We start from the raw sequence: 12,729 nt of genomic DNA, 5'->3' as shown, positions 1-12,729 counted from the left end.
GCCTGCCGCGGGCTCGTCAGCCCGGGTGCCGGTGTCGTACGCGAGCGAGCGACGCCCGGCTCGTCGGCGAACCCGCCGTCCGGTCGCCGCGGCTGTCCGGCTCGCCTCACGTACGCCCCGTCCGTGCCACCGCTGGTCTCACTGCGCTCGCTCCCACCACTGCCCCGCCGTTCCGTCGTACGCCGTCCCGCTCTGCCGACCGCCGGTGCCTCGGACGCCGCCGGGGCGAACCGTCACTGGTCGGAGGAGAAGCGCAACGACCCGTCCCCGATCCGGGCACCGCACCAGACGCGGATGCCGCCGCGCAACTCGTTGTCCGCGCCGATCACCGCGCTGTCCCCCACCACCGCGCTGTCCAGCACCGAGTTGGCCCCGACCCGCGCCGCCGCGCCCACCATCGAGCCACGGATGCGGGCACCCGGCCCGACCACGGAACCGTTCAGCAGCGTACTGCCCTCGATCCGCGCCCCGGGCCCGATCACGACCCCGGTGCCCACCGCCGTACCGCCGGTGAGCTTCGCGTCCCGGGCGACCTCGGCGCCGTCCAGGATCAGACACTCGCCGCGCCGGCCGGGCACCGCCGGCGAGGGGGCGCGGCCCAGCACCAAATCCGCCGAGCCCCGCACGAACGCCTGCGGGGTGCCGAGGTCGAGCCAGTAGGTGGAGTCGACCATGCCGTGCAGGTGCGCGCCGGCGGCCAGGAGTTCGGGGAAGGTCTCCCGCTCCACGGACACCGGGCGACCGTCCGGGATGGCGTCGATGACCGAACGGCGGAAGACGTACGCGCCCGCGTTGATCTGGTCGGTGACGATCTCCTCCGGGGCCTGCGGCTTCTCCAGGAAGGCGGTCACACGTCCGGTGTCGTCGGTGGGGACCAGGCCGTACGCCCGCGGGTCGGTGACCCGGGTCAGGTGCAGCGACACGTCCGCGCCGGAACCGGTGTGGCCGTCCAGCAGGGCCCGCACGTCCAGCCCCGTCAGGATGTCGCCGTTGAAGACGAGCACCGGCTCGTCGGGGCCGGAGGACAGTCGAGAGGCGACGTTCCGTATCGCGCCACCGGTGCCCAGCGGCTCGGTCTCGGTGACGTACTCGAGATGCAGGCCGAGCGCGGCGCCGTCCCCGAAGTGCGGCTCGAACACCTCGGCCAGATAGGAGGTGGCCATCACCACGTGCTCGACCCCGGCGGCCCGCAGCCGGGCCAGCTGATGCGTGAGGAAGGGGACGCCGGCGGCCGGGACCATGGGCTTGGGCGTGTTGACGGTGACCGGCCGCAACCGGGTGCCTTTTCCGCCTACCAGGAGAACTGCCTCGGCTGGCGCGCGTTCCTGCATGGGGCTGCTCCCTGTATGCGGAGGTGGGTGCGGTCAGATCTGGGGGCGGCGCACGGACGGGCCGTTGCTACTAGCCAGTAATTGTCCATGACTTTCCCGTGAACGGGACGTGTGACGGCGGACACTGAGCCGCCACGAAACACGTGGTGTCGGGTCGCGAGCCGCGACGGCCGCGGGGCCGCCGGGTCACAACGGGCCGCCGGGAGGCCGGACCGAAGAAGGTCAGCGCCGGTCAGCGCCCGTCAGTGTCCGCCTCGACCTCACCGCGCCAGCCGCCCGACCAGGGAATCGGGCAGGGCGAAGCGTGCTCCGGGTCGGGGCAGAGAGTTCGGGTCAGCCGCTCCCACACGTCCTCCAGCACGTCGGGCGAGCAGCGCAACCGCAAGCGCAGCTCCCGGATGTCGTGGCTGGCCGGCGCGGGCTCGCCGTACTGCGCGCGCCACTGGTCGGGCAGTTCCTCGTAGCGTTCGGCGAGGGTCAACTCGCCGGCCGGCGTCCGCTCCTCCGGGCCGATCAAGGACAGCTCGTGGCTCAGCCCCAGGGGCTCCAGCCAGCGGGTGCACGCCTCGCGGACTCTGCCGGCGTCGTCCTCCGTCGAGAAGATCCCCAGGTGGACGGCGAAAAGACGGGACGACGACAAGGACGCTGCTCCTGATCGGTGCGGGACTGCTACGGCTGCTTGGCGTACGGCGGTACGCCGGTACGGCACGCGTACGGGCGCCGCCCACCGTACTGGAGGACGACGCCCGTCGGCGCCACGGACATCCGGGCTGCTCTACCTCCCCTGTGACCGCGCGGCGGTGGCGCGGACCTCGTCCAGGCGACCGTAGAGCAGGTCGCCGGGGCATTCGGTGGCGAACCCGTCCCGGTGCCCGGAGATGGCGTCCATCCGCTGCCGCGCACCGTCCTCCCCGGTCATGCCGGAGGTGCCACGCGGGTCGACGCCGTACAAGCCCAGCTTCCAGGCGGCCAGTTCGGCCACCGCGTCCCGCGCCTGCCGGGACGGCTCGGTCTTGTCGTACGAGCCGAGGACGGCGACGCCCATCGAGTTCTCGTTGAAGCCGAGGGTGTGAGCGCCGCGCACCGGCTTGGCGACCCCGCCCGCACGCCCCTCGTAGATCTTGCCGCACTTGTCGACCAGGAAGTTGTAGCCGATGTCCCGCCAGCCGCTGCTTTTCACGTGGTAGCGGTGGATCGCCTGGATGATCCTGGGGGCCTCGGAGCAGTCGTAGCCGTTGGAACCGGCGGTGTGGTGCACGAAGGCGGTCCGCACCGCGTCGGTGTAGGCGTGGCCCGGTTCCCGCAGGTTTGGGTCCGCGCCCCAGCCCTCGCGAGTGACGATGGCCGGGCGTGGGGCGATGTGTTCGCCCTTCGGGTCGTACGTCCCGGCGGAGCCCCGGGACTCGGCCGCGGCCTTGGTCCGCTCGCGGTCCAGGGCCGGGAGGGTGGTGCCGTCCGAGCCACCGCGCCGCCCCGCCGGCTCGCCCTCGGCGGGCGGTTCGTCCGAGCCCGGGCGTACCAGTTCCAGCCGCATGCCCCGGGGCAGGTTGCCGGCGGCGTCCTCGGCCCGTAGCTGCACCCCGTCGGAGGCGCCGACCCAGAGCGGCGCGGTGGCTCCCCTCGTCGGTCCGGCACCCCGCCGCCGCTCGGCGGCATGGCCGCGGTGCTCCGTCAAGTCGTGCCACTCGGACCACTCGCCGGTACGCACGCTGCGGGTGCGCACCCGCACCTGGCCGCCCAACTCCCGGTCGGCGTCCTCCCAGACCACGCCGAGCAGCGAGAACGGCTCAACGGTGCGGGGCGCCAACTCGCGCGCCCCGCCGACACCTGCGTCGCGACTGTCCTGGCTGACGTCCTGATCGTTCTGGCGAGCGCGGTCGGACACGTCCGCGGGAGGCAGCGGAAGCGACCGTGTGCTGCCGAGCGACGCACGCCGGTCAGCCCCGGTACGGGCGTCCCCGGTTCGGACATCCGCCGTACGGACGTCGGCCGCGGCGTCCTGCTCCGCGACCGTGCTCGCGGCGGCGGGCACCACGGGGGGAAGCAACAGAGCGGCCGTACAGAGGGAGCCGAGAGCGGAGGCAGAAAGTACGCGCATGGCTTGATCGTGGACATAAACTCCCATATCTGTCTATCGGAGAACTGACACACGGTCGGCTCCACACCCCGCCACGAACCCCCCGTCACCCCGGGTCTGACAGCCCACCGGCGGCGTACCCTTACGTGGATGAACCCCACCGACCGCACCGCCGCCGACCTGCTGGATTCGGCCCTGGAGGCGGACCCCTCCCGCCCGCTCGTGACCTTCTACGACGACGCCACCGGCGAGCGTGTCGAACTTTCCGTCGCGACCTTCGCCAATTGGGTGGCGAAGACCGCCAACCTGCTCCAGGACGAGCTGAACGCCGAGCCCGGCGACCGGGTCGCCCTGTTGCTCCCCGCGCACTGGCAGACCGCGGTGTGGCTGATCGCCTGCTCGGCCACCGGAGTGATCGCCGACGTGGGCGGCGACCCCACGCGCGCGGATGTCGCCGTGGCCGGCCCGGACGCCCTCGAGGACGCCCGGCACTGCCAGGGCGAGCGGGTCGCGCTGAGTCTGCGCCCGCTGGGCGCGCGCTTCCCGCAGACTCCTCCCGGGTTCGTTGACTACGCGGTGGAAGTTCCCGGACAGGGCGACCGTTTCGCCCCGTACGCACCGGTGAACCCTGATCTGCCCGCCCTGGCCCCGCCGGTGCCGGGCGGCCAGGGCCTGTCGGGAGCACCCGAGCTGAGCGGAGCGCAACTCCTCGAGCGCGCCCGGGCGGACGCCGAGAGGCTTGGCCTCGGGCCCGGTTCGCGGCTGCTCTCCCTGCGGGAGTACGACAGTTGGGACGGCCTGTCGGCCGGTCTCTACGCCCCCCTCGCCGCCGGCGCCTCGCTCGTACTGTGCCGCAACACCGACCGGCTGGATGCGGACGCGCTGACCGAGCGTGCCAAGCGGGAGCAGGTCACGGACACCGTTGACTGACCGCCCCGCGGACGTCCGGCACGCCCGCCGGGCCGGCGACCGTACGGAACCAACGGCTCGCGCATACAACCAAATTCGTCACTCGACCGTCTGTCCCTGTGAACGACACTCGTACGTCCGCCCGACCCCGGACAAGACGCGGTCGGACGGCAGCGAGCCCGCAACGATTCCCGGGACCGGGAGTGAAGAAGACGTGGAGCGACGAGAGAGGGGCCCCCGCGGCACAGCCGCACTCCACCCAGGAGCGCAGAGAACCGGGCAATCCGACCACACCTGACGGCGTTACAGGGCGCGACCCCGTCGCTGCCCGCGGACGCTGCCGGATAGTGTGAGCGACCCCGGCCGCCCCAGGGCGCCAGCGGCACATGGAGGACTTTCGCAACGTGGACGAGCACGACCGGCCACACGCGGGCGGCGAAGTCGACCCCGCGGATCAGTGGGTGTTCAATCCGAGCACTGGGAGTTACGAGCTTCGGCTGGACTCGGCCGACGACTCCAGCGTCAACAGCGCGGCTTCGACCCCGCGACAGGGCGGCGGTCGGCGCCGTACTCCCCCGCGTCAGAGAAGAGCAGTCCCCGCCTCCACCACGGAGGGCGACGACGACACCACGCAGCTGCAGGTCCCGAACCCACGGCGGCCCCGGGAGGACCGGTCGGCGGAATCCGGCAGCACGTCCGGTCGCCGCGCGGCCGGGAGCAGTCGGCGCAAGGCGAAGGCCAAGCCGAGCCGCAAGAAGCAGGTGCTGCGCTGGACCGGCGGCGCGATGGGCCTGATACTCGTCGCCGGGTGCGCCGGGGGCTTCTGGCTCTACCAGAAGCTCAACGGCAACCTCAACGACGTCGATGTCGGCATCGACAACCCGGCGACGTCCGACGGCCCCATCAACATCCTGATCCTCGGCACCGACGACCGCCAGGGCAAGGGAAACAAGGGCTACGGCGACACCGGCAGCGTCGGCCACGCGGACACCACGCTGCTCTTCCACGTCTCCGCCGACCGGTCCAACGCCACGGTGCTGTCCATCCCCCGGGACATGATCGTCGACATCCCGAAGTGCCCCACCAAGCAGGAGGACGGCTCGACCAAGGTCATCCCGGCCGAGCAGGACGTCCGCTTCAACACCAGCCTCGGGCAACGCGGCAGGGACCCGGGCTGCACCTGGCGTACGGTCCAGGAGATAGTGGGCGTCGAGATCAACCACTTCATGATGGCCGACTTCAACGCCGTCAAGGAGCTGTCCAGCGCGGTCGGCGGCGTCGAGGTCTGTGTCGCCGAGGACATCAACGACCCCAAGTCACATCTCAAACTGGACGCCGGCCGGCACACCATCGAGGGCGAGCAGGCGCTGGCGTTCGTGCGAACCCGGCACTCCGTCGGTACGGGCAGCGACCTCAGCCGGATCAAGCTCCAGCAGCAGTTCCTCAGCTCGATGATCCGGAAGATGAAGTCCAGCGGCACCCTGACCGACCCGGGCAAACTCTACGACCTCTCCAACGCCGCCACCAAGGCGCTCACGGTGGACAGCGGCATAGGGAGTATCAAGAAACTGGTCGAGCTGGGCAAGGACCTGCGTCGGGTGGACACGGAGAACGTCACCTTCGCCACCGTCCCGGTCGTCGACAACCCGCAGGACCCGGCCACCGTCGTACTGAACGAGAGCGCGGCCGAGCCGCTGTTCAAGATGGTGCAGCAGGACAAGTCCCTCACCAAGACGGACAAGGGCAAGAAGAAGGACAAGGGTCCGGACCTCAAGAAGGTGGAGAAGGCCCCGGCGTCCGAGGTGGCGGTGGACATCCTCAACGGCGGTGGGCCGGCGGGCGCGGCGCAGAGCACCGTGACCTGGTTGCAGAGCGAGGGCGTGACCCAGTCCACCAACGCCGGCAACGCCTCCGAGACGCTGGACGAGACCCGTTTGGAGTACGCCCCGGACCAGGCCGGCCAGGCCAAGGCCCTGGCGGAGATGCTGGAACTGCCGCGGAAGGCGCTCAAGGAGTCCGACGACGGCCAGGATGCGGCGGAGCCCATGACCCTCACACTGGGCGAGGACTTCACCGAGGCCGGCGAGCCGATCGGGGCGCCGGAGAAGGCGCCGGAGGGAGTGGACGACGTCAACGCCAGCGACAAGAACGTGTGTGCCAAGTAACCACCCCCAGCCGCCCCGCCAGGCGTCCGGGACCCAGCACATGAGAACAGGGGAGGTCTCGTGCGGCAGCAGGACAGCACCGACGACGGGCGGGGGCGCTCGAGTGCCCCGTCGGCCGGTGAACTCGGCTGGGACGACGGCCTCTACGAGGACCGGGACAGCGAGGCCGACAGACGCCGGCCGCCCAGGCGGGGCCCGGCTCCGCCAGGCGGTCGAGAGCGTACGAGAGCCGAGCACGGCATGGCCGGGAAGTCCGGTGGACCGGCGGGGGCGCGCGGCGACCGGGACCGGCCCGGGTCGCTTCGTCGACGGGTCTTCCGCTGGGTGACACTGACTCTCTCGCTGCTGATACTCGGCACCGCGGCGGCGGGCTACTTCTACTACGAGCACCTCAACGGCAATCTCAGTTCGGACGACCTCAGCCTCGGCGACCACAAGCTCGATCCGAGCGACCCGAACGCGAAGGGCCAACGGCCGCTCAACATCCTGCTGTTGGGCTCCGACTCCCGCAACTCCGAGCGGAACCTGGACCTCGGCGGCTCCGAGGGGGACGCCGGCCGCCCGCCGCTGGCCGACGTGCAGAAGCTGCTGCACGTATCGGCGGACCGCAGCAGCATGACCGTCCTCTCCGTGCCCCGGGACACCCGGGTGACCATCCCCAAGTGCAGTGACGCCGACCAGGACAAGGTCTTCCCGAAGACGGTCGACAAGATCAACGCCAGCCTCCAACACGGGGGTCCGGGCTGTACGGTCGCCACCTGGGAGGCGCTGACCGGCATCCCGATCGACCACTTCATGATGATCGACTTCTCCGGGGTGGTCTCGATGGCCGACGCGGTCGGCGGCGTACCGGTGTGTGTCGACAAGAACGTCCACGACCCGAAGTCCGGGCTGCGGCTGAAGAAGGGCACCTCGGTCATCAAGGGCGAGCAGGCCCTGCAGTGGCTACGCACCCGGCACGGTTTCGGGGACGGCTCCGACATAGGGCGCGCCAAGGCCCAGCACCTCTACATGAGTTCCATGGTCCGCCAGCTCAAGGCCGGCACGAAGCTGAGCGATCCGGGCAAACTGCGCAAGCTGGCCGAGGCCGCCACCAAGGCGCTGACGGTGGACCACGGCCTGGGCAGCGTGAAGAAGCTGTACGACCTGGGCAAGGACCTCAAGCAGGTGCCCACCAACCGGATCACCATGGCCACCATGCCGTGGGAGTACTCCCCCGGCGGGAGCTACGTGGTGCCGAAGCCGGGCGACGCCGAGAAGGTCTTCTCGCTGATCCGCCAGGACATCGCGCTGGACGGCAAGGACAAGAAGAAGCCGGAAGAGGAGCCCACCGGTGCGGCCGAGGACGCCGATCCCGCGTCCGAGATCCCGGTACACGTCATGAACGGCACGGCCACCGGTGCGAACGCCGCCGTGCCCGGCCGAGCCGGCGCCGTCTCCCAGGCACTGCAGAACGAGGGCTTCACCCGGGCACTCGCCGATCAGACCCCGAAACCGCAGGTCGACACCCGGATCAGCTACGCCACCGAGGGGCAGCGCAGCAACGCCCTGGCGGTCGCCGAGGCGCTCGGCGTCCCGGAGCGGATGGTCAGGCACTCCTCCGAGGTGGAGGAGATCACCGTGGTGGTCGGCGCCGACTGGCGTACGGGCGCGACGTACCCGGCGGAGGCTGCGGATGACGGGGCCGACGAGGACGCGAACAAGGCGCCGGACAGCACCGAGTCGGTGAACGGCGGCGACAAGGAGGGCTGCATGGAGGTCAATCCGGGATACACCTGGTGACCTCGCGGGGCTGGCCGTGCTCCCGGCCGGGAGCACGGCCAGCTGGCGGCCGACTGCGCGGTCGCTCAGTCCGCCGCCAGCGCGGACGTCGTACGCCCACTGGCCCGCACCCGGCGGGCCAGGCTCCGCGGGCTGGTGAGGAAGCCCCACCCCCACGACATGTGCATCGTCGCGAGCGCCACCGGAATCCGCGCGCGTTCCCCGGCCCGCAGGCCGCGCCCCGCCGGCACCGATCCGGCGGTGATGGCCGCGAGGTAACCGCCTGGTACGACGAGGGCCCAGGGGAATCCCGCCACACCGACGACCAGCCCGGCCGCGATGGCGCACAGGGCCACCGGGGGTGCGAGGTAGCGCAGGTTGATCGAGCCGGAGTGGTAGCGCGCGACGACGTGCCGCCAGCGACCGTAGTTGCGGTACTGCTTGGCCAGCGCGCGTACGCTCGGCCGCGGCCGGTACGAGACGCGGAGCTCGGGCGAGAACCAGACCAGGCCGCCGGCCCCCCGGATGCGGAAGTTCAGCTCCCAGTCCTGTGCCCGGATGAACTCCTCGTTGTACCCGTCCTGTTCCTCCAGCACCGAGCGCCGGAAGACCCCGAGGTAGACGGTCTCGGCACGACCGGCCGCCCCGCCGGTGTGGAAGACGGCGTTGCCCACGCCGATCCTCGCGGTCATCGCGGCGGCGACGGCACGCTCCCAGGCGTTCTCCCCCTCGGCGTGCATGATGCCGCCGACGTTCGCCGCGCCGGTCTCGTCCAGCAGGCGCACGGCGGTGGCGATGTAGTCGGGCGAGAGCATGCCGTGTCCGTCGACCCGCACCACCACCGGGTGCCGGGATGCCTTGATCGCGGCGTTCAGCCCGGCGGGAGTACGGCCGGTCGGGTTCGGCACGGTGCGCACGCGCGGGTCCTCGCCGGTCAGCTCGGCGGCGATCTGGTCCGTACGGTCCGTGGAGGGGCCGAGCGCGATCACCACCTCCAGCTCGCCGGCGTACTCCTGTTCGAGGATGTGCCGCACGGAAGCACGCAGATGCCGCTCCTCGTCCAGCACCGGCATGATCACGGAAACTGCGGGGGGAACGGGTCCAGTCACGCCGGCCACGTTACCGCGAACGGGCGACGCGACCTTACCCGGCCGGGTGCCCTGCCCGGGCCTACGGCGTGTGAGCAGGAGCGCACACATCATATGTGTCTACATTGCGACAGCAACTCGAGATGAGTGGGCCGGGCCGCCGACGCGCGTGCCCGTCCCTCCCCGTGGGCGGGCGGGAACCACTCGTCGAGGCACGCCCCGTCGCCGCGGAGGTCCGCATTGTTCCCACCGGCCCGTTCCCGACCCGGCGCCCCGTCCCGTCGGCGCCCGCCAGAGCGTACGGCCGTACGCGACACCCGGGACCCGCGCCCGCGACGCTCCACCTCGGGCGGACGGTCCGGGACGGAACAGCCCGACGGGCGGAAGGCCGGCGGAAGGAAGCCCAGCGGTCGGCGGTCCGGCGGCGCGCGGTCCGGCCGGATGCGCCCGGACACCCGGCGCGGGCAGCACAGCCAGCGCGGGCAGCACGCGCAGCACCGAGGGCGCGGCCGACGGCCCCGCTGGGGGGTACGCCTCGCCACTGCGACCTCGGCGCTGGTGCTGGCCACCAGCGGGGTCGGCCACGCGCTGGTCAGCGGGCTGGACGAGGGTGTGGGCCGGGTCGACCCGTTCGCCGGCCTGGAGGACCGGCCGGCCTCCTCGGACGGGCTGAACTTCCTGGTGGTGGGTGTCGACGACCGGGCTGAACTCAGCGCGGAACAACGTCGGAAGCACCAACTCGGCGGCGCCTCCTGCAACTGCACGGACACCCTGATGATGGTGCACCTCTCGGCGGACCGGGAGCGGATGAGCGTGGTGAGCCTGCCACGCGACACCTACGTCAAGCTGCCCAAGCACACCCATGAGGGTGGGACGAAGCACCAGGCCTATCCGGCGAAGATCAACTCCGCGTACACCCACGGCGGGCCGAACCTGACCGTCCGCACGGTGGAGAAGATGACCGGGGTACACATCGACCACTACCTCGAGGTCAGCTTCCGCAGCTTCATGAACACCGTCGACGTGCTCGGTGGTGTGCCGGTGTGCACCGTGCGCCCGCTCAAGGACGAGCGCTCCGGACTCGACCTGCCGGCCGGTCAGTCCCGATTGGACGCGACGGAGGCGTTGGCGTACGTCCGCGCGCGGCATCTGGGCGGCAGTTCGGACTTCGGACGCATGCAGCGGCAGCAGCAGTTCATCGCCTCCGTGATCGACCGTGCGACCAGCAGCGGCGTACTGATGAACCCGGCGAAGCTGAACGAGGTCGCGTCGACGCTGCTGAGGTCGGTGCGCGCGGATCCCGGCTTCGGCACCTCGGAGATCGTCGCCCTGGGGCGGGCGATGCGGGACTTCACGCCCGCCTCCTCGGAGTTCGTGTCAGTGCCGGTCGAGGACGCCGACTATCCGGTGCCGGGGCTGGGTTCGACCGTCAAGTGGGACGAGGGGAAGGCGGACAAGTTGTTCGACACGCTGCGCGCGGACAGGCCGCTCGCGGACCGGAAGCGGCCGGACTCCGGCGAGGGCGGCGGAGGGGGGACCGCGCCGAGTGGCGGGGACAGGAAGCACGACCAGCGAGAGAAGCAGGAGCAGGACGCCACCCCGGTCGACATCGCGCCGAACCGCATCCGGGTGCAGGTGGCCAACGGTACCGAGAAAGCCGGGCTGGGCCATCGGGTGGACACCGCGCTGCGGGAGACGGACTTCGACACCACCGGCATTCCGCGCAACGCCGAACGGCAGGACGTCAAGCGGACCGTGATCACCTACGACCCGCGCTGGAACCGGTCCGTACGCACCCTGCAGGCCGCGCTGCCCGGAGCGGAGCTGCGGGAGGAGAAGGGGCGCGGTCCCGCCATGCTGGTGACCGTCGGGAAGGACTTCGACCGGGTACGGGCGGTGCGCGCCGCCGACCCACGGCAGGGCGGCGCCGAACGCCTGGGCGCGGAGGCGGAGGCCGTCACGGGTGACGAGGTGACCTGCGGCTGAGGACCTGCGGCTGAGGGCGTCGTACGCGCATGTTCGCGCGCACGACGCCCTCGGCTCGAACCGGGCGGCCCGGCCGTCCGACCCCGGTGCCCGACGGCCGGGCCCACCCGGTCCGTGATCCGCCGCCGCGCCCAGTCGGGTGCCACGGGGGCGGCGGCGGACGTACGGACCCGGATGGTGCGGGTGCCCTACGGGTCAGCGGATGTTGACGTCCACGCAGGCGTAGAAGGCGTTCGCGGTGTCGGCGACGTTCCACACCGCCAGCACCTTCTGCTGGCCACTCAGGCCGCCGAAGTTGACGTCGTGGGTGACCGTGGCTCCTGGCTGCGCACCGCCGTCGTCGAACTCGGCGATCTTCTGTCCTCCGGCGAAGTACTGCCAGGTGCTGGTCGCGTGCCGGGCGGTGAGCTTCCAGGTGAAGGTCTGGGACTGGCCGACGTCGGTAACCCGCCAGCCCTTGCTGTCGTCGTTGAGTTCCGCGAAGCGTTCGTTGCCTCCGCTACAACTCTTCAGTCCCTTGGGCCCCTCGACGCTCTGCGGCTCCCACTTGATGGGACCGCAGTCGACGGAGCCCGCGGCACACTGCGCCTGCCGGCTGGGCGGCGACGAGATGTAGCCGTGCGCGCTGGCCGTACTGGCCGGCAGGCTCACGGCGATCACCGGGGCGAGGCTCACGCCGACGAGCGCCGCCAGCTTCCTTTTCGCGTGCATGTCAACTCCTTCACGGTAGGCCGCCGGTCTCTCGTTGGGGGCGGGCCCGCCATGCGGCGACGGGCACCTCGAGGGCGGCTTGGTCGAGCTGCGTGACGAACGCGAAGACGGACGTGCCGCCAGCGGTGAGGGGTGCAGCCGCCCCGTGAAATGACTGACGACTGCGAAGTGGTCGTTTCGGTTTCCCGCTCGCCATTAGTCTAGACCATACCCGTGCGCAGGTCTCAGTCAAGAGCCTTGGCAGCGACGGGAGTTGCCGTACGTACGGTCCCGGCTCCCGAGCGCCGTCAGGCGAACGACGCATCGCGAGCGGGTGACGCGAGGTGGGTGGGGAGAACCGAACCCCCGGGTTCCGTGCTGCCACCCTCGCCCGCCGGCCCGTCCGAGGCGGAAGCTGAGCAGCGTGACCAGACGAGCCCGCCTCACCCGCCCCGTGGCGCATGACCAGGAGCACCGATGCACGAGACCGCACCGCGTACGGACACCGTCCGGCTTCGGCCGCCCCCGGCCAGCGCACGCACCGACACGGAAGGGGCGGGCGCCACGTGTGCCGCGCTCCGCCGCGGCGTCCGCTGGACGAGGCGTACGGCGGCACACGCCGCTACCGGACTGCCGCTGACACTGGTCGCCGTACCCATGGCGCTCTGCGGCCACGGCGACACCGCGGCCCGCGCCCAACGGGCCCGCGCCCGCCTGCTGTA

General features: G+C 71.4%; 10 protein-coding genes. 5 read left to right on the top strand and 5 right to left on the bottom strand.

Going from position 1 to position 12,729, the window contains the following annotated elements:
* Positions 1–233 precede the first annotated feature (233 nt).
* From manB to AN216_RS03120, 3 genes are all read right to left on the bottom strand, one after another.
* Complete coding sequence (manB, locus tag AN216_RS03130) at positions 234–1,331, bottom strand: mannose-1-phosphate guanylyltransferase (protein WP_070195032.1); 1,098 nt, start codon at positions 1,329–1,331, stop codon at positions 234–236.
* Positions 1,332–1,563: 232 nt separating this feature from the next.
* Positions 1,564–1,971: a hypothetical protein gene (locus tag AN216_RS26400; protein WP_079166196.1), complete on the bottom strand. Its 408-nt coding sequence runs from the start codon at positions 1,969–1,971 to the stop codon at positions 1,564–1,566.
* 135 nt (positions 1,972–2,106) lie between these two features.
* Complete coding sequence (locus AN216_RS03120) at positions 2,107–3,429, bottom strand: peptidoglycan recognition protein family protein (protein WP_070195031.1); 1,323 nt, start codon at positions 3,427–3,429, stop codon at positions 2,107–2,109.
* A 129-nt stretch (positions 3,430–3,558) separates the two neighbouring features.
* Here AN216_RS03120 and AN216_RS03115 point away from each other — a divergent pair, with 129 nt between their 5' ends.
* The 3 genes from AN216_RS03115 (at position 3,559) to AN216_RS03105 (ending at position 8,264) form a co-directional block, all read left to right on the top strand.
* Positions 3,559–4,338: a TIGR03089 family protein gene (locus AN216_RS03115; RefSeq protein ID WP_070195030.1), complete on the top strand. Its 780-nt coding sequence runs from the start codon at positions 3,559–3,561 to the stop codon at positions 4,336–4,338.
* A gap of 365 nt (positions 4,339–4,703) precedes the next feature.
* Entirely contained in the window at positions 4,704–6,482 is a 1,779-nt protein-coding gene (locus AN216_RS03110; RefSeq protein ID WP_070195029.1) for an LCP family protein, read from the top strand.
* Between the two features lie 60 nt (positions 6,483–6,542).
* Positions 6,543–8,264: an LCP family protein gene (locus AN216_RS03105; RefSeq protein ID WP_070195028.1), complete on the top strand. Its 1,722-nt coding sequence runs from the start codon at positions 6,543–6,545 to the stop codon at positions 8,262–8,264.
* 65 nt (positions 8,265–8,329) lie between these two features.
* Here the strand turns inward: AN216_RS03105 and AN216_RS03100 are convergent, their stop codons facing one another.
* Entirely contained in the window at positions 8,330–9,352 is a 1,023-nt protein-coding gene (locus AN216_RS03100; RefSeq protein WP_275522109.1) for a glycosyltransferase family 2 protein, read from the bottom strand.
* Positions 9,353–9,772: 420 nt separating this feature from the next.
* On the opposite strand from AN216_RS03100, the gene AN216_RS03095 reads away from it, so the two are divergent.
* Positions 9,773–11,317, top strand: coding sequence for an LCP family protein (locus AN216_RS03095; protein ID WP_079166195.1), 1,545 nt, complete (start codon positions 9,773–9,775; stop codon positions 11,315–11,317).
* Between the two features lie 195 nt (positions 11,318–11,512).
* Here the strand turns inward: AN216_RS03095 and AN216_RS03090 are convergent, their stop codons facing one another.
* Positions 11,513–12,028, bottom strand: a complete 516-nt coding sequence (locus tag AN216_RS03090) for a lytic polysaccharide monooxygenase auxiliary activity family 9 protein (protein ID WP_070195027.1) — start codon at positions 12,026–12,028, stop codon at positions 11,513–11,515.
* Between the two features lie 456 nt (positions 12,029–12,484).
* Here AN216_RS03090 and AN216_RS29020 point away from each other — a divergent pair.
* The coding region (locus AN216_RS29020) for a hypothetical protein (protein ID WP_212732666.1) at positions 12,485–12,729 on the top strand (245 nt) is incomplete at its 3' end.

Origin of the sequence: Streptomyces oceani, from assembly GCF_001751245.1 — a bacterium.
Taxonomy (GTDB): Bacteria; Actinomycetota; Actinomycetes; order Streptomycetales; family Streptomycetaceae; genus Streptomyces; species Streptomyces oceani.
The sequence above is the reverse complement of the archived record's forward strand: the minus strand, read 5'-3'. Positions and strand labels throughout refer to the sequence as shown.